The following is a 15,817-nucleotide window of genomic DNA, read 5'->3' on the forward strand; positions in this document are numbered from 1 at the left end:
TGTCAGCTTTCCTGGTAACCGGTATCGTCTTTCGTGGGTGATTCGGCCGCCTGGCGGGCCAGCTCATCGCAACGTTCATTTTCGGGATGGCCGGCATGGCCTTTTACCCAGTGCCAGCGCACTTGATGGCGTTGCGTTTCCTGCTCTAGCTGTTGCCACAGATCCGCATTTTTGACCGGCTTTTTATCAGCCGTTTTCCAGCCGCGCTTTTTCCAGTTGTGGATCCACTGTGTGATACCCTGACGCACATATTGGCTATCCGTGGTCAAATCAACGTCGCAAGATTCTTTGAGGCTGGCCAGTCCGACTATGGCTGCTAACAGTTCCATGCGATTATTGGTGGTCATGAAGAAGCCATCATTGAGCTCTTTGACATGGCCTTTATAACGTAAAATTGTGCCATAGCCGCCTGGGCCAGGATTGCCGAGGCAAGAACCGTCGGTGAAAATCTCTACCTGCTTGGTCATCTTTGGTAGTATTCATCTTTATTAAAACTCTAGTCTGACATAACCGATACTATGAAAGCCACCAATGAACGCATAATTGTATTTGATACCGAAACCACAGGTATGAATATGACCGGCCCTCACTATGAAGGGCATCGCATCGTTGAAATCGGTGCAGTGGAAATCATCAACCGAAAATTCACCGGGCGGACCTTCCACGTCTACATCAAACCGGATCGTCCGATTGATCCTGAAGCCGTCGCTGTTCATGGTATTACGGATGATTTTCTGCGTGATAAGCCGACCTATGCAGACATTCATCACGAGTTTATGGATTTTATCCGCGGTGCTGAGCTGGTCGCTCATAACGCGCCCTTTGATATCGGTTTCATGGATTATGAGTTCAGGAAGCTGAATCCATCAATCGGAAAAACCACCGATTTCTGTTCGGTGACCGATACCCTGGACATGGCGAAGAAGATCTTCCCGGGCAAACGTAATAATCTGGACATACTGTGTTCGCGTTACGGTATTGATAACTCGCACCGTACACTGCACGGCGCTTTGCTCGATGCTGAGATCCTGGCCGACGTTTATCTGATGATGACGGGCGGGCAGACTTCGCTGGCCCTCAATGCCGCCGGTGAAGAAAGTGACAGTGGTGCAGAAAGCGGGATACGGCGTCTTGCCTCGGGAAGGAAAACATTAAAGATTATTCGTGCTTCTGCCGATGAACTAGATGCGCATGAAGCGCGTTTAGATATCATCGAGAAAAAAGGTGACGTCACACTCTGGCGTCGATAGGAGAAGCATGCGAAGGCTAGCGTTACTGTCTACATTGATCCCGGTGCTGCTTGGTACGCAAAGCGTGCAGGCCGCGTCCTGGCTGGACAACCGATTCCGGGTTGATCCTACCATCAAGCAAGTGGCCTTCGTGGTAGAAAGAGAAACCGAGAACCAGAATGTGGTCTTGGTCAGGCCGGACGGGGTGAAATATTATCCGTGGCGGCATCCGGATAATGTCGCCTGGCACGAAGAACCGGACAGGGACATCATCACCATTGAAAACCCGATGCCGGGCCCCTGGCAGGCGGTTGGCCGGGTCAGTGATAAGAATCAGATCAAGGTGCTTTCCAACCTCAAGCTGGATGTGGCGCCGTTGCCGGAAAGATTGTATCAGAGCGAATCTTACAAATTCACCGCTCGCCTGACCCAAGATGGAGAGCTGCTCACTGACAGGGATTTTCTCGACAGCGTCAAGATGTCGGTGAACTTCTTTGAATATGTGGACGAGCCTGAAACGCAATCTGAAGATGCTTTGCCCACCCCTCTGTCATTGGGCGAGTTTGCCGATGATGGGCTGAATCTTGATGAAGCTCCCGGAGACGGTGTATTCACTGTCGCCCTGCCGGTACATATCCAGCCGGGTCGATACCGGGTGAATATCACTTCAGGCAATGGCATTTTTCTCCGGACTCATGAGCAGCAGGTGATGGTTTACCCGCCACCTGTCTTATCGACCTTTATTCAGGCGAGAGCGCAGGAAGATTCCCATCAATTGGTGGTGACCTCTGATGAAGGCATGATTGAACCGGGCTCTGTGTCGGTACATGTCGAGCAGGAAGCCCCGGATGGCAGCGTGACGATCAGCCAGGAACAGTCTCAGCCTGAGTCAACCAATCTGGAGGTTGCCGTTCCTCATTTGCACCAGCCTGGCAGTTATGCCTGGTCCGGCTGGGTATATGCAACGGACACCTATAAACAGCGGCCGTTGGTTTTCCCGTTAGAGAAACGCCATTTTGCGATTACATCGGTTCTGCAATTAGATCAAAACCTGGCAGAGTACCGTGCCCGGCAAGAGGAAAAAGCCCGGCTTGAAGCTGAAAAACAGCGACTTGAAGAGCAACTGGCCGCCCGCAGTCAGGCATGGAAAATGATTCTGGCCGGTAACGGGGTGATGATATTGATGGCGCTGGTATTTGTGATGCTGAGAAAAAGGCGAACAAGATCGGTTGAAGCAGAGCCGGAAGCGCCTAAATTAGAAATACCGCCGGATGTAAAAGTTTAGTCGCGTCAGGCGCGGTGAATTCTGAACTGGGTATCAGGCTGAACAAATCAGAGAAAAAGAAAAAGGGAAGCGGAATGCTTCCCTTTTGGTTTGTGCTTAAAACAAGCAGATGCGTTTACGCAAGCAGGCAGTTACATAAGCAAATCGTTACGCTGCATTCTCAATGTCTTTCTGCGTATCAGCCACGCCTGCGACTAAACGCTGGGGGTCGAAGTCATCCACATTGATGGTGCGCAGACGACCCGCTTCAGCACGTCGCAGCAGTTCAGCTTCATCTTCGTTTATCGCCTTCAGCGCCAGGCCGGTGTCAGCCACTTGATCCAGCTGCATAAACGGCAGTTTTTTACCTGCAGCCTGACACACACGGTCGTATAAAGGTTCAGCAGCCAGAATGTCTTTCAGCGCTTCTTCCATCATACCCGCCGGGTTCGTCTCAATGGCTTCCAGGAACTGGCCGCGGCCTAACCGGTCACGGGTTTCACACGGTGTTTGCAGCATCACAGCCAGCTTGTGATCCAGTTTGTCGCTGGGTTGAACCCGAGACAGCCCACGCGGCAAGATCAGCACGCGCAGCAGCCCGGCAACAGCACGGTTAGGGAAGTTACGCAGGAACTGGTCGATGGCTTGCTCGGTCTGATACAACGCATCCTGCAGGCCCCAGTGAACCAGCGGCAGATCTTCTTGCTTACTGCCGTCATCGGCATAACGTTTCAGGGTCGCAGAGGCCAGATATAGCTGGCTCAGGATATCCCCCAGGCGTGCCGACAGGCGCTCTTTACGCTTCAGTGAGCCACCCAGAACAGCCATGGACATATCAGACAGCAAAGCCATGTTGGCACTGTAGCGGTTCAATTGCTGGTAATAACGTTTAGTGGCGTCTTTACGTGGTGAGGAAGAGCCGCGACCGTCGGTCAGACCCAGCCAGAATGAGCGCATCAAATTACTGATCACAAAGCCAATATGCCCAAACAGCGCATCGTCAAAGTCGATCAGTGCCTGGCGCTGGTCTTCGTTGTAGGCGGCGTTCATTTCTGTCAGCACATAAGGATGACAGCGAATGGCACCCTGACCGTAGATAATCATGGAGCGGGTCAGGATATTGGCGCCTTCCACGGTGATCGCGATCGGTGCGCCCTGATAGCCCCGAGCCAGGAAGTTGCTTGGGCCCAGGCAGATGCCCTTACCGCCGATGATGTCCATCGCGTCGATGATGCCGCGCTGGCTGCGGTGAGTACAATGGTATTTCACGATAGCCGAAATAACCGACGGTTTTTCACCGAGATCAATACCGGAGACCGTCAGGCTGCTGGCAGCGTCCAGTACATAGGCATTACCGGCAATACGTGCCAGCGGCTCTTCAATCCCTTCCATCTTACCGATAGGCAGCTTGAACTGACGACGGATACGCGAGTAAGCACCGGTTGCCAGGGCTGTTGTTTTCAGGCCTCCTGTGGTGTTTGATGGCAGTGTGATACCGCGACCAACCGACAGGCATTCCACCAGCATACGCCAGCCTTGCCCCGCCATTTCCTGACCACCAATGATGTAGCTCAGCGGAACGAAGATTTTATCGCCCTGAGTCGGACCATTCTGGAACGGTACGTTGAGCGGGAAGTGGCGGCGACCGATCTTCACGCCGTCTAAATGCGTCGGGATCAGGGCACAGGTGATCCCCAGCTCTTCTTCATCGCCCATCAAATGCTCTGGATCGTACAGCTTGAAAGCCAGGCCCAGAACCGTGGCCACCGGAGCCAGCGTGATATAACGCTTGTTCCAGGTCAGCTCCATCCCCAGGATTTCTTCGCCCTGCCACTGGCCTTTTTTGACAATACCGAAATCTGGAATCGCGCCGGCATCAGAGCCTGCTTCCGGACTGGTCAGCGCAAAACAGGGAATTTCTTTGCCTGCCGCAAGGCGAGGAAGGTAATGATTTTTTGCTCTTCTGTACCGTAGTGTTGCAGCAGCTCACCCGGACCTAATGAGTTAGGCACGCCAACGGTTGATGACATCACCATAGACACACTGGACAGCTTTTGCAGCACCAGGGATTGCGCATAAGCTGAAAACTCCAGACCACCAAACTCTTTTTTGATGATCATGGCAAAGAATTTCTTGTCTTTCAGGTATTGCCAGACTTCCGGAGGGAGATCGGCCATGTCATGAGTGACTTCAAAGTCATTGACCATGCGGCAGACTTCATTGACCGGGCCTTCCAGGAAGGCTTTCTCTTCTGCACTCAGGCGTGGTGCAGGAATATCATGCAGCTTGTTCCAGTCAGGCGCGCCGCGAAACAGATCCGCTTCCCACCACACAGTGCCGGCGTCGATCGCTTCTTTTTCTGTCCGCGACATTTCCGGCATCACGCCTTTGAAGGCTTTCAGGGCGGGTTTGCTGAGTAATTTCTGACGGATTGCCTGCAGATTCAGCGGCAATGCGATGATCAGAAACGCCAGCCAGCTGTATTCGCCGGTGATATCCAGCAGGGTACCGATAGCAAGCGCTACAGCGAAAACAAGGGTGAAGGTTCTGAGGCTGGCTCTGTGATAAGCGAGCACTCCGGTTATCACCAACAACCCCAGCAGGTACACAAGTGTAGCCATTCTTTCTTCTCCTTATCAGGGATATTCCCTTAGGGTATTTTTAATGAGTTTTGTATTCGGGTAAGAGGTCATACCACTTGATTTGATTGTAAGGTAATCTTTAGCGAAATGTAAAAATCTTTTTTTGATTTTGCTGAGTAGCTTCTCATCGTCATTGGAGAGTAGGGGCGACAAAAAAGCGGTCAAAGTGGCAGGGAATCGGTTTCCTTGTTCGCCGGGACACTGATATGAGGGGAAAATCACTGCAATTGCTGCCCGGTCAGTCGACACTTCCTAGTGTTTGTGGGTAAACTGCCTGTCAGGGCAAATCCGGCAGGGAATACCTTGCTTTACACAACAAATCACAGAGAAAAGCCTATGTACCAAGATCTCATTCGTGCCGAACTGACTGAAGCGGCGGACGTTCTCAACCGATTCATCAGCGATGAAAAAAATCTGGCAGATATTCAGGCTGCCGCAAAGCTGCTGGCAGATTCTTTCAAACAAGGTGGTAAGGTTTTGTCCTGCGGCAATGGCGGCTCGCACTGTGATGCGATGCACTTTGCTGAAGAACTGACTGGTCGTTACCGGGATAACCGTCCTGGCTATCCGGGCATTGCAATCTCTGATCCAAGCCATCTGTCTTGTGTCAGTAACGATTTTGGCTATGAATATGTATTTTCCCGTTACCTGGAAGCGGTTGGTGCGAAAGGTGATGTGCTGTTTGGACTATCAACGTCCGGCAATTCAGCGAATATTTTGAAGGCCATCGAAGCGGCAAAAGCGAAAGGCATGAAAGTGATTGCGCTGACAGGCAAAGACGGCGGCAAAATGGCCGGGATTGCGGATGTGGAAATTCGTGTGCCGCATTTTGGTTATGCTGATCGCATTCAGGAAATCCACATTAAGATCATCCATATTTTGATCATGCTGGTTGAAAAGGAAATGGAAGGGGCCGAGTAATTCGGCAGCCTGACTGAGGAATAAGGAAACATGTGTGAATTGCTTGGCATGAGTGCCAACGTACCGACTGATATTTGTTTCAGTTTCACCGGTCTGATGCAACGCGGTGGGCGAACCGGCCCGCATGCAGATGGCTGGGGCATTACCTTCTATGAGGGTAAAGGGTTTCGTACATTCAAAGATCCTAAACCCAGTTGCCATTCTAAAATTGCTGAGCTGGTGCAACAGTACCCGATTAAAAGCTGTGCGGTGATCAGCCATATCAGGCAGGCGAACCGGGGTGGGGTGTGTCTGGAAAATACCCATCCCTTTACCCGTGAGCTATGGGGACGTTATTGGACCTTCGCTCATAATGGCCAGCTGACAGGATATGAAACCCTGGAAGCGGGGCGCTTTCAATCCGTCGGAGATACAGACAGCGAAATTGCCTTTTGTTGGTTGATGAATCAGATTGACAGCAAATTTCCCCAGCCACCGGATGACTGGAGCCAGATCTTTGAGGTGGTGGCTGAGTGTTGCGATGAGCTGAGGAAGCTCGGCGTATACAACATGCTGCTCAGTGATGGTGAGTTTGTACTGGCTTACTGTACAAATAACCTGCACTGGATCACCCGACGGGCACCTTTTGGTAAAGCCTCGCTGATTGATGAAGATGTCACTATTGATTTTCAGAAAGAGACCACACCGAATGATGTGGTGACTGTGATTGCCACTCAGCCGCTGACCAATGATGAGCGCTGGCACAAAATGGCAACGGGTGAATTTGCGGTATTCCACTATGGCGAACTGATCAATAAGCGCGTGCTGGATGTACCGGAAGATCCCCCGCCGTCACCGAGTTAATCTTGTTCCCTGGATATAAAAAATGCGGCTGTATAGCCGCATTCTTGTATTTGGCACCTGAAAGATCACTCTTCTGAGGCGTAACCCTGTTGTGGCAGACGTTCGCCGTCCAAAAAGGCGGCATCATTTTGCATGATCACCCGTCCTTGTAGGAACCACTGACACACCAATGGGTAAATTCTGTGCTCTTGCTGCTGAACCCGCGCCATCACATCTTCAGCCGTATCATCAGAAAAAATCGGCACTTTGGCTTGCAGAATGACCGGGCCACCGTCTAACTCTTCCGTGACAAAGTGCACACTGGTGCCGTGTTCTTGATCGCCGGCATCCAGTGCACGCTGGTGCGTGTGCAGGCCGGTGTACTTAGGCAGCAGGGAAGGGTGGATGTTCAGCATACGACCCTGGTAGTGACGCACAAAGTCGCCACTCAGGATACGCATATAGCCTGCCAGTACCACTAAGTCCGGTTGATAGCCATCGATGAGATCGGCCAGTGCGCGATCAAAGCTGTCGCGGTCGGCGTAATCTTTCGCAGCGAGATGGGCTGTTGCAATACCGGCTACTCGCGCCCGCTCCAACCCATAGGCGTCCGATTTATTGGAGATAACGGCTGCAATGCGGCCGTTATCGATCACGCCGTTGTCACAGGCATCGATAATGGCCTGTAAATTAGAGCCGCTGCCTGAAATGAGGACAACAATGTTTTTCATTGTTTAGCGAATCTCCACCTGGGCTTCACCCTCGGCAGCATCCGCAATGGTTCCCAGCAGCCAGGCGTTTTCACCTTCAGCATTCAGCAGGGCAACAGCTTGCTCTGCCTGTGCCTGAGGCAAGGCGATGACCAGGCCAACACCACAGTTAAAGGTACGGTACATTTCGTGCGTTTCCACATTGCCCGCGGTTTGCAGCCAGTTGAACACAGCCGGCCATTCCCAGCTCTTGCCATCGATAACCGCTTTTGTACCTTGTGGCAGTACGCGTGGGATATTCTCCCAGAAACCGCCACCGGTAATGTGAGAGATGGCGTGCAGTTCGCAGCTTTCCATCAGCTTCAGTACGGATTTCACGTAAATGCGGGTGGGTTCCAGCAGGTGGTCAGCCAATGGCTTGCCTTCCAGATCCTGAGTCAGATCGGCCTGTGACACTTCAAGGATTTTACGGATCAGAGAATAGCCGTTTGAGTGAGGGCCACTGGATGCGACGGCAATCAGTGCATCGCCTGCTTTCACTTTGGTGCCATCGATGATTTCAGATTTTTCCACGACACCGACACAAAATCCGGCCACGTCGTAATCTTCACCATGGTACATGCCCGGCATTTCTGCCGTTTCACCACCGATCAATGCACAGCCAGACTGCACACAACCTTCACCGATACCGCTCACGACGCTTGCTGCCGTGTCCACGTCCAGCTTGCCCGTGGCATAGTAGTCGAGGAAAAACAGTGGTTCTGCACCCTGAACGATCAGATCGTTGACACACATGGCGACCAGGTCGATACCAATGGTGTCGTGCTTTTTCAGATCCATCGCCAGACGCAGCTTGGTTCCTACGCCGTCTGTGCCAGAAACCAGTACAGGTTCTTTGTACTTGGTTGGCAGTGAGCACAGGGCGCCAAATCCACCCAGACCACCCATGACTTCAGGACGAGTCGTGCGTTTGACTACACCTTTGATTCGATCAACCAAGGCATTCCCTGCATCAATATCGACACCTGCATCTTTGTAACTAAGAGAAGAATGATTACCGCTCACAACAGATCCTCACCGGTTAAATCGCAAAATCCGCAGTATGATAACAGCAGTCAGGGCGGAAAGGAAAACGTTTGCGTCAAATATTCCTGCTGGGGGAATGCGAAGCAGATAAGCTGCTATTCCCTACCTGTAAGACTATGGACTAGTGTATAATAGATCGATTTTTTTGAAATTTTGTTGTGTAGGAGTCCAAGATGAAAGTCGTTGAGGTAAAACACCCGCTGGTGAAGCATAAAATTGGCCTGATGCGTGAAGCCGACATCAGCACCAAGCGGTTCCGCGAGCTGGCGACTGAGGTGGGAAGCCTGCTGACTTATGAAGCGACGTCTGACTTCGAAACAGAGAAAATTACCATTGAAGGCTGGAACGGCCCGGTTGAGGTCGATCAGATCAAAGGTAAGAAAGTGACAGTGGTGCCGATTCTGCGTGCCGGTCTGGGTATGATGGACGGTGTACTGGAACATATGCCAAGTGCCCGTATCAGCACAGTCGGTATTTATCGTGATGAGGAAACGCTGGAGCCTGTGCCTTATTTCCATAAGCTGGCATCAAACATTGATGAGCGTATGGCGCTGGTGGTGGACCCAATGCTGGCGACCGGTGGTTCTATGATTGCCACGATTGATTTGCTGAAAGAGCATGGCTGTAATGCCATTAAAGTGTTGGTGCTGGTGGCAGCGCCTGAGGGCATCGCGGCTCTTGAGAAAGCGCACCCGGATGTAGAGCTGTATACAGCGGCTATCGATCAGAAGCTGAACGATAAAGGCTATATCGTTCCAGGTCTGGGTGATGCCGGTGACAAAATCTTTGGCACCAAGTAACAGCAGATAACACGCATAAAAAAACCGGCAGTCCGCCGGTTTTTTTGACTCTGTTTATTGGCTCAGAACCATGGCATCAGACGTCGTTAGAACTCATTTGTGCATTATCCACCACCTTGCTCTCACCCAAGTCTTTCGGCAGCACCAGGTTCAGAACAATGGCCACGATACCGCACAGGCTGATGCCCTGCAGGCTGAATTCGCCAATGCCAAATGCCATCCCGCCAATACCGAACACCAGAGTGACAGCCACAATCACCAGGTTGCGTGATTTGTGCAGATCGACCTGATGCTTAATCAGAGTATTCAGCCCTACGGTCGCAATCGAGCCGAACAGCAAAATCATGATCCCCCCCATGACAGGCACCGGAATGGTCTGCAGTGTGGCGCCCAGCTTACCGACAAAAGCCAGAATAATGGCAGTGACTGCGCTCCAGGTCATGATGGCCGGGTTGAATGCTTTGGTCAGCATCACGGCACCTGTGACTTCTGAATAGGTGGTATTCGGCGGCGCGCCAAACATGGACGCAGCAATGGTCGCCACACCGTCACCGGCCATGGTGCGGTGCAGCCCTGGTTTCTTGAGGTAGTCTTTGCCCGTCACATTTGAAATGGCCAGCATGTCACCGACGTGTTCAACCGCCGGAGCAATGGCGACGGGAATCATGAACAGAATGGCATTGATATTAAATTCCGGCATGGTGAAATTCGGCATGGCCAGCCAGCTCGCTTGCTGTACCGGTGTGAAATCGACCACACCGAATGCCAGGCTGGTGGCATAACCGGCCAGAATACCTGAGATGATAGGTACCAGCTTGAAAATGCCTTTGGCGAATACGCTGACCAGAATTGTCACCAGCAGTGAGACACTGGCAATCCACAAAGCCACATCGCCGTTTACGATCTGGATCGCACCATCGCCACTTTTACCCAGCGCCATGTTGACCGCCGCAGGTGCCAGCCCTAAACCGATCACCATGATGACGGGGCCGACCACCACTGGCGGAAGCAGTTTATGAATAATACCGACCCCGCGCACTTTAATCACACTGGCCATGATCAGGTAGATCACCCCGGCCATCATCAGGCCACCGAGTGTCGCTGGGATCCCCCAGGTTTGGACGCCGTAAAGAATGGGAGCAATGAAAGCAAAAGAGGAAGCAAGGAAGATGGGGACACTGCGTTTGGTGATGACCTGGAAAAGTAAGGTGCCGATACCGGCGCCGAACAGCGCAACGTTGGGATCCAGTCCGGTTAAAAGCGGCACCAGAACCAGTGCGCCAAATGCTACAAAAAGCATCTGCACACCTTGTAATATCTGCATCATTGTCACGAATCTCCCTTGATATAAAAAAAATCGCGCAATGCTAGCACAAGCGCAAACGTTTCCCCAATGTTCCTGAGGATTAATTTTAGAATCCTGTTATTAGTGTGGCGTGAACGGCTAAAACGTGCGGACTGTCTATGATTTCATCTTGCGATGTTGCGAGTCAGTTTGTTTAGGGCGAGAAGCTGATGCAAGGTCAATCTGGCTCAAGACAGAAAGCCAACTTGTCCCCGTTTTTGGTATTTTTTTATGGTAAATAACGTCATCTGTCGCCAGCTAAGGTATAGTGAGTCCTGTCAATTTGCTGACGTCAGGTTATGACTCACTGCAGTCATAACGCTCACAACAGGGTGATTCTCATCCTTTATTTACAATGATATTCGACGAGTGATTTATGTGGCGTGTTGCTTTTTTCCTTGTAGCGCTCATGGCTTTGCCGCTGCAGGCGGCTACAGTGAATACTTTATATCAGGCGCAGGTGCCTCTGCCTGATTCCGACCGGCAAACGGAGCAGACCGCGCGGGTTGCCGCCTTACAACAAGTGCTGGTGAAAGTGTCCGGGCAGCGAGATATCGCCAGCAACGACGTTATCCGGAAAGCGCTGGAAAACAGCAGCGCTTATGTCAGCCAGCTGGGCTACGGCAATGAGCAGGGACAGCCGGTGCTGGAAATCAGTTTTGACAGCGAGAAAATCCGTACACTTCTGACTCAGGCCAGTGCCACCTTTTGGTCCGAGCAGCGTCCTACTGTGCTTGTCTGGCTGGTGGAAGAGGCTAATCGTGATCGTACGATAGTGTGGGATCAGTCCGGTAATAGCCTGCAAGCTCATCTGAATCTGGCGGCGGCTCACCGTGGTGTGCCGGTACTGCTGCCGATCGGTGATTTTCAGGACGTGACCGCGATCAGTGTGCCGGATTTGTGGGGCGGATTTTCGCAGCCCATTGCGAATGCCAGTACTCGCTATCAGCCCGATGCAGTACTGATTGCGCGTGTTCAGCGTCGCAGCGACAGCATGCAGCTGGCCTGGCAACTGTTTCCGAGTTCACCGGCAGCCATGCTGGATGGCAACTCAGCGTCACTCGAGGGACGTAACAGCGGAGACAGTACGGCGGCCATTACGGCGATGATGGATCAGGTTGCTGACAATCTGGCAGCACGCTATGCCGTCCAGCTGGGTGGCGCCACCGAAGGCGGCTTTGCCATTGACGTGGCGAATGTGCGCCGGGTTGAAGACTTTTTTCAGCTCGAGAAACTGCTGAAAGATCTCAGTTCAGTGGCCTCTGTGAATGCCAGTCATTTGCAGGGTGATAAGGTCCGCTTTGCGATTCAGCTGTTGAGCAACGAGCAGGTGTTTGCCCGCGAGTTGAGCCAGGAACCCAGAATGCAGGCACAGCCAGTTTCGTCGCTGGTGCGTGATATCGCATTTGATCATCAATCAGCAGGGGAGACAACCCCAGCGAATCAGGAAGGTATGATTGTGCCGACCTCCAGAGAAGGATCGGCGTCTGAGCCCTTGCCTCAGCTGGATGTGTCCGGTACTCAGGCTGCAGCATCCAGCATCGGTTTGTATTACTGGAATCCAAACACCTGATGCTATTGCAGAAATTATCATCGTAAAAAAAGCCCTCCGGCGAGTGCCGGCGGGCTTTTTCTCATCTTGTCCTCACTTATCGCCGTGGGCTTCCCGCTCTTCCCGCTCAACCTGAGACAGCTTTTTCAGCTTGTTACCCAATTCCCGGCTCCGTGTCCGTGCAAACAGAATGTTGGCGAAAAAAGCCGCGGTGGCCAGCCCGAGTTCAATCAAGGCCAGCCAGCGTTCTCCACCGTCAATCCAAAGCAGCGTCAGGGCATGCAGAAAATAGAACATCAGAATGAAGTTTGCCCATGCGTGGGTGTAAGGCTTACCTTGCAGCATTCCTTTGAGAGGCAGCAGCAAGGGCAGTATCCACATCCCGGCAACCCCATAGTTGTTGAGGTGCGGGTGGGGCGAAATCACGCTCTGCCACAGAAAAACCCACAGCAGCAGAGACAGGTTGGCTGTCAGTGCGAAGTAGCGTAATTTCCGGGTTGAAGGGCTCATCGGTTTCATATTGGTATCCGTATCCTAAAACTGCGCAGGTGCGACTGGATCATACTGATTGATGTAATTGCCTGGCCGTTTGTGCCAGCCTTTTGCCTAATGCTTGAGCCAGAGCGGCTTCGTCTGGTGTCAGCCCGTCGTGCTGATTGAGGTGTGAGGCGCCATAGGGGGTACCGCCAGACTGGGTGGTATGCAGCAGTGGCTCGGAGTAAGGCAGTCCTAATACCAGCATGCCGTGATGCAGCAGCGGTAACAGCATGGACTGCAGTGTTGTCTCCTGCCCGCCATGCATGGAAGACGATGCGGTAAACACGCAGGCAGGTTTGCCAATCAGGCTGCCCGAGAGCCATTGCGCACTGGTACTGTCGATGAAGTGTTTCAGGGGCGCGGCCATGTTGCCAAAGCGGACAGGGCTGCCCAGCGCCAGACCCTGGCACTGCTCCAGATCAGCCACTGACACAAAGGGATCACCGTTGTCCTGGGCGCTTTCCAGCTCGCCGTTTGCACGTATTTCAGGGACGGTACGCAGCACCGCCTCACACCCTTCAATCTGGCCAATGCCGCGGGCGATTTGTCTGGCGAGCTGGCGGGTGCTGCCATGGCGGCTATAGTAAAGCACCAGAATGGGTAGCATCAGAGGATATCCAGGACTTGCTCAGGTGGACGGCCAAGTGCAGCTTTATCACCTTTGACCACGATAGGGCGCTCAATCAGTTTGGGATGGGCAACCATAGCCTCGCGCAGTGCCTGCTCAGAGACAGAGTCGTCGCCCAGGTTCAGCGCTTTGTAGATGTCTTCTTTGGTGCGCATCATCTGGCGGGCAGAATTAAATCCCAGCTTGCGCTGCAACTCGGCTAACTGTTCGGCGGAAGGTGTTTCATCCAGATACTTAATGATGTCTGGCTGGATGCCTTTGCTTTCAAGCAGGTTTAACGTTTCCCGGCTTTTTGAACAGCGTGGATTGTGATAAATGGTGACAGACATACTCTCTCCCGGATTATTGATATTTTGTTTTAAGGTAAAGCCCGCCAGAATCAGCGGGCTCGATCACGGATAGTCAGGTGACGAGCCGCTCTGATCAGAGGTCGGCAAATCTGGATCGAGCCAGACGCAGCTGATCGATGCGTGCGTCATATCTGGCCTGATCCAGCGAGCCGACATCGACCATCTGGCTGGCCTGAATATAATTCTGGATTGCTTTTTCCCAGTCGCCGCGCAATGCCATCACTTCTGCACGTGCTGCCAGTTCCCCATCTCTGCGTCCGATGCCGGCATAGGCCTCGGCCAGCATCCCCCAGCCGTTGACATCGTCAGGGTTATCATAGGTAAAACGGCTGAGCAGCGACAGGCTGTCTTTCGCCCGGCCGGCTTCAAGATAGGCATGGGCCAGATTGAGCCTGAGCACGGCATTTTCCGGGTTGGATTTGAGCGCTTGCTGCAACCGGTTAATGGCGCTGTCATAGCGTTGCTGGAACACATCTAAATCGGTTGCGGAATCGATAAAGAAGCGGTTACCCGGCTCTGCCTGCAACAATGGCATCAGCAGCTCCCGCGCCTGGTCATATTTTCCGCTGTCCATATACACCAGGGCTTTACCGTAATTCACCGCCATTTTGCTGGCACCATGTGCCTCTTTTCCTTTACGGTTGAACCAGTCCAGCGCATTACGGCTATCCAGATTGGCATAGCGCGCGATGATTCTGGCCTGAGCCAGCAGATAGCTTTCCGAAACAGGGACGCGGCGAGGCGGGTACTGGGCGGCACGGCTGCGGGTATCTGCGATACGTGATTCCGGTAAGGGGTGAGTCAGCAGCATAGCCGGAGGCGTACTGGCGTATCGGTACTGGTCGGCTAAACGGCCAAAAAAGCCGGGCATAGCCTGCACATCAAACCCGGCTTTGGCTAAGGTCGCGATACCGATCCGGTCAGCTTCCATTTCATTGCTGCGGGTATAGTTGATCTGGCCCTGCACTGAGGCGGCGGTGGTTGCCTGCATGGCAGCGATGCCCGCTTCCGGTGCCGCGATCGCCAGCATCAGAGAGCCAATCAGGGCAGCCATCGTAGCCGGTGATTTCTTGGCCTGATCTTCCATGCTTCTGGCCAGGTGGCGCTGCGTGATATGGGCAATTTCGTGCGCCATGACAGAAGCCAGCTCACTTTCGCTTTGGGCATGCAGGAACAGCCCGCTGTGCAGGGCAACATGGCCGCCAAAAAAGGCAAAGGCGTTCACTTCCCGGTTCTGGATCAGAAAAAATTCAAACGGCGTGCGCACATCCTGCGCATTGGCCACTAATCTGTGTCCCAGATCTTTGACATATTCAGCGAGCAGAGGGTCATTAATGATCGGTTTACTGGCCCGCAGTAAGCGCATGTAGGCATCGCCGTATTCCAGCTCTTTTTCGATGGTCAGTGTCGCGGCGGCCGTTGTCCCGATCTCGGGCAGATCTTCCAAAGAAGCATCGGCCCGGCTCACAGCTGCTGTGCTCAGCAGAGCACACAGCAGCAAACAAACTGGCTTTTTGACAAATCGACGCTTAGAAAAGGTGATCATCTTCATTCGTATGTTGATATTCCGGTTGCTGCGGGATTTGCAGTAAATCTATCTGCGCGCTTACAGGTATGACAACAAAAGCTCCAGGGTGTTTCTTTCTTGTCGTCATAATGTTATTTACAATAACTTGTTGGATAATAACCGCCTGTGCCTGAGAATGGAAATACCTAAGCTGGATTTAACCGAGACCCGTTGCCCGCTGGCCTTACTGATGGCAAAGCGCACGTGCGCCCAGCTCGGCGCAGGGCAGTCGTTGACGATACATCTCTGTGATGCCGGCTCAAGAAAAGATATACCACGCTATTTGTTGAATCATGGGTTTCAGGTTCATATTCAATCAGATAACCCACAGTTACTTGTGATTACCGTTACTAGAAGGTTGTGA

General features: G+C 52.6%; 15 protein-coding genes and 1 pseudogene. 7 read left to right on the forward strand and 9 right to left on the reverse strand.

Annotation, left to right across the window (positions count from 1 at the left end; all coding sequences use genetic code 11):
- Positions 1-2: 2 nt before the first annotated feature.
- On the reverse strand, positions 3-467 hold the full coding sequence (gene rnhA / locus P4S53_RS12740) for a ribonuclease HI (protein ID WP_337112953.1): 465 nt from the start codon (positions 465-467) through the stop codon (positions 3-5).
- Between the two features lie 51 nt (positions 468-518).
- Here rnhA and dnaQ point away from each other — a divergent pair, with 51 nt between their 5' ends.
- Positions 519-1,250, forward strand: a complete 732-nt coding sequence (gene dnaQ / locus P4S53_RS12745) for a DNA polymerase III subunit epsilon (RefSeq protein WP_337112954.1) — start codon at positions 519-521, stop codon at positions 1,248-1,250.
- 7 nt (positions 1,251-1,257) lie between these two features.
- Complete coding sequence (locus tag P4S53_RS12750; RefSeq protein WP_337112955.1) at positions 1,258-2,514, forward strand: TIGR03503 family protein; 1,257 nt, start codon at positions 1,258-1,260, stop codon at positions 2,512-2,514.
- 147 nt (positions 2,515-2,661) lie between these two features.
- Here P4S53_RS12750 and fadE read toward each other — a convergent pair.
- Positions 2,662-5,114: pseudogene (gene fadE / locus P4S53_RS12755) on the reverse strand (acyl-CoA dehydrogenase FadE).
- A 357-nt stretch (positions 5,115-5,471) separates the two neighbouring features.
- On the opposite strand from fadE, the gene lpcA reads away from it, so the two are divergent.
- Both lpcA and P4S53_RS12765 read left to right on the forward strand, forming a co-directional pair.
- On the forward strand, positions 5,472-6,056 hold the full coding sequence (gene lpcA, locus P4S53_RS12760; protein ID WP_120510134.1) for a D-sedoheptulose 7-phosphate isomerase: 585 nt from the start codon (positions 5,472-5,474) through the stop codon (positions 6,054-6,056).
- Between the two features lie 30 nt (positions 6,057-6,086).
- Positions 6,087-6,899 carry a class II glutamine amidotransferase gene (locus P4S53_RS12765; protein WP_337112956.1) on the forward strand — a complete coding sequence of 271 codons (813 nt, stop codon included), beginning with the start codon at positions 6,087-6,089 and terminating at the stop codon, positions 6,897-6,899.
- Between the two features lie 65 nt (positions 6,900-6,964).
- Here P4S53_RS12765 and purN read toward each other — a convergent pair whose 3' ends face one another.
- Both purN and purM read right to left on the reverse strand, forming a co-directional pair.
- Positions 6,965-7,609 carry a phosphoribosylglycinamide formyltransferase gene (gene purN / locus P4S53_RS12770; RefSeq protein WP_337112957.1) on the reverse strand — a complete coding sequence of 215 codons (645 nt, stop codon included), beginning with the start codon at positions 7,607-7,609 and terminating at the stop codon, positions 6,965-6,967.
- Positions 7,610-7,612: 3 nt separating this feature from the next.
- Positions 7,613-8,653 carry a phosphoribosylformylglycinamidine cyclo-ligase gene (gene purM, locus P4S53_RS12775; protein ID WP_337112958.1) on the reverse strand — a complete coding sequence of 347 codons (1,041 nt, stop codon included), beginning with the start codon at positions 8,651-8,653 and terminating at the stop codon, positions 7,613-7,615.
- Positions 8,654-8,847: 194 nt separating this feature from the next.
- Here purM and upp point away from each other — a divergent pair, with 194 nt between their 5' ends.
- Entirely contained in the window at positions 8,848-9,474 is a 627-nt protein-coding gene (gene upp / locus P4S53_RS12780; protein ID WP_027253783.1) for a uracil phosphoribosyltransferase, read from the forward strand.
- A gap of 76 nt (positions 9,475-9,550) precedes the next feature.
- Here upp and P4S53_RS12785 read toward each other — a convergent pair whose 3' ends face one another.
- Positions 9,551-10,801: a uracil-xanthine permease family protein gene (locus tag P4S53_RS12785; protein ID WP_337112959.1), complete on the reverse strand. Its 1,251-nt coding sequence runs from the start codon at positions 10,799-10,801 to the stop codon at positions 9,551-9,553.
- A gap of 454 nt (positions 10,802-11,255) precedes the next feature.
- Between P4S53_RS12785 and P4S53_RS12790 the strand changes: the two genes are divergently transcribed.
- Positions 11,256-12,392, forward strand: a complete 1,137-nt coding sequence (locus P4S53_RS12790; RefSeq protein WP_337112960.1) for a DUF2066 domain-containing protein — start codon at positions 11,256-11,258, stop codon at positions 12,390-12,392.
- A gap of 72 nt (positions 12,393-12,464) precedes the next feature.
- Here the strand turns inward: P4S53_RS12790 and P4S53_RS12795 are convergent, their stop codons facing one another.
- From P4S53_RS12795 to P4S53_RS12810, 4 genes are all read right to left on the reverse strand, one after another.
- Positions 12,465-12,890 carry a DUF2069 domain-containing protein gene (locus P4S53_RS12795; protein WP_337112961.1) on the reverse strand — a complete coding sequence of 142 codons (426 nt, stop codon included), beginning with the start codon at positions 12,888-12,890 and terminating at the stop codon, positions 12,465-12,467.
- A 40-nt stretch (positions 12,891-12,930) separates the two neighbouring features.
- Complete coding sequence (wrbA, locus tag P4S53_RS12800) at positions 12,931-13,515, reverse strand: NAD(P)H:quinone oxidoreductase (protein WP_337112962.1); 585 nt, start codon at positions 13,513-13,515, stop codon at positions 12,931-12,933.
- Positions 13,515-13,865 (reverse strand): arsenate reductase (glutaredoxin), encoded by a 351-nt coding sequence (arsC, locus tag P4S53_RS12805; protein ID WP_337112963.1) that lies wholly within the window; start codon positions 13,863-13,865, stop codon positions 13,515-13,517. The genes wrbA and arsC overlap by 1 nt, the downstream gene beginning before the upstream one ends.
- Before the next feature lie 94 nt (positions 13,866-13,959).
- A complete protein-coding gene (locus P4S53_RS12810; protein ID WP_337112964.1) occupies positions 13,960-15,438 on the reverse strand; it encodes a beta-barrel assembly-enhancing protease in 1,479 nt (492 codons plus the stop codon).
- 151 nt (positions 15,439-15,589) lie between these two features.
- On the opposite strand from P4S53_RS12810, the gene P4S53_RS12815 reads away from it, so the two are divergent.
- A complete protein-coding gene (locus P4S53_RS12815; RefSeq protein WP_337112965.1) occupies positions 15,590-15,817 on the forward strand; it encodes a sulfurtransferase TusA family protein in 228 nt (75 codons plus the stop codon).

Origin of the sequence: Photobacterium sp. Hal280 (genome assembly GCF_037162255.1) — a bacterium.
GTDB lineage: Bacteria > Pseudomonadota > Gammaproteobacteria > Enterobacterales > Vibrionaceae > Photobacterium.

Excerpts from the sequence above, each read along its gene's own strand:
- wrbA (WP_337112962.1), bottom strand. The coding sequence starts at position 13,515 with ATGCTACCCATTCTGGTGCTTTACTATAGCCGCCATGGCAGCACCCGC.
- P4S53_RS12810 (WP_337112964.1), bottom strand. The coding sequence starts at position 15,438 with ATGAAGATGATCACCTTTTCTAAGCGTCGATTTGTCAAAAAGCCAGTT.
- P4S53_RS12750 (WP_337112955.1), top strand. The coding sequence starts at position 1,258 with ATGCGAAGGCTAGCGTTACTGTCTACATTGATCCCGGTGCTGCTTGGT.
- arsC (WP_337112963.1), bottom strand. The coding sequence starts at position 13,865 with ATGTCTGTCACCATTTATCACAATCCACGCTGTTCAAAAAGCCGGGAA.
- P4S53_RS12815 (WP_337112965.1), top strand. The coding sequence starts at position 15,590 with ATGGAAATACCTAAGCTGGATTTAACCGAGACCCGTTGCCCGCTGGCC.
- upp (WP_027253783.1), top strand. The coding sequence starts at position 8,848 with ATGAAAGTCGTTGAGGTAAAACACCCGCTGGTGAAGCATAAAATTGGC.
- rnhA (WP_337112953.1), bottom strand. The coding sequence starts at position 467 with ATGACCAAGCAGGTAGAGATTTTCACCGACGGTTCTTGCCTCGGCAAT.
- dnaQ (WP_337112954.1), top strand. The coding sequence starts at position 519 with ATGAAAGCCACCAATGAACGCATAATTGTATTTGATACCGAAACCACA.
- P4S53_RS12795 (WP_337112961.1), bottom strand. The coding sequence starts at position 12,890 with ATGAAACCGATGAGCCCTTCAACCCGGAAATTACGCTACTTCGCACTG.
- P4S53_RS12765 (WP_337112956.1), top strand. The coding sequence starts at position 6,087 with ATGTGTGAATTGCTTGGCATGAGTGCCAACGTACCGACTGATATTTGT.
- purN (WP_337112957.1), bottom strand. The coding sequence starts at position 7,609 with ATGAAAAACATTGTTGTCCTCATTTCAGGCAGCGGCTCTAATTTACAG.
- P4S53_RS12785 (WP_337112959.1), bottom strand. The coding sequence starts at position 10,801 with ATGATGCAGATATTACAAGGTGTGCAGATGCTTTTTGTAGCATTTGGC.
- lpcA (WP_120510134.1), top strand. The coding sequence starts at position 5,472 with ATGTACCAAGATCTCATTCGTGCCGAACTGACTGAAGCGGCGGACGTT.